We start from the raw sequence: 551 nt of genomic DNA on the forward strand, positions 1-551 counted from the left end.
TGGCTTTAAAATCATCTTGATATCGTTTCATTGGAATGCTCCTATCTTGTTTTATTAGTTATGGCACAACTGTTCAGAAATTTATGTACCAAATACTAGGATAGGAGCAAAAGAATGAACCGAATCGTTTATACCTTTCCAAGCTCGATGTGAAAGCTACTGATGTCTATTTAAGGGGTGAATATGGACAAGAAACGCCGAAATCCCTTGCTACGAGCGAAATTTCGAAAATCGAAAGCAATCTATATAAAGACTCTAAAAACATAGATACTAATAGATACAATACAGATACTCAAAAGTTGGACTTTTCCACAGCCCATTTCTCACCAGCAGAAATTCAAAAACAAAACCAGGATCTCATAAATCATGCTAATGACTTCTTAACTGATGAAGACAGTGGCTTACCGGTTTTCTTAGACCCCGAAGCTGTGCAACTACTTAGTTTTTGGTGCCGTACCCCGCAACAAATACGCCGGTTTATTGGTATCATCCTGAATGCTAAATATCGAGTTGAAAAGGATCATCAAGATATTGGGGTTCTAATCCCACTG

General features: G+C 37.7%; 1 pseudogene. It reads left to right on the forward strand.

Features of this window, described 5'->3' with window-relative positions:
* Positions 1-107: 107 nt before the first annotated feature.
* Positions 108-551, forward strand: a pseudogene (locus IV36_RS10835) (replication initiation protein RepA); the annotation flags it as partial.

The organism is Liquorilactobacillus mali, from assembly GCF_001437155.1.
Lineage (GTDB): Bacteria > Bacillota > Bacilli > Lactobacillales > Lactobacillaceae > Liquorilactobacillus > Liquorilactobacillus mali_A.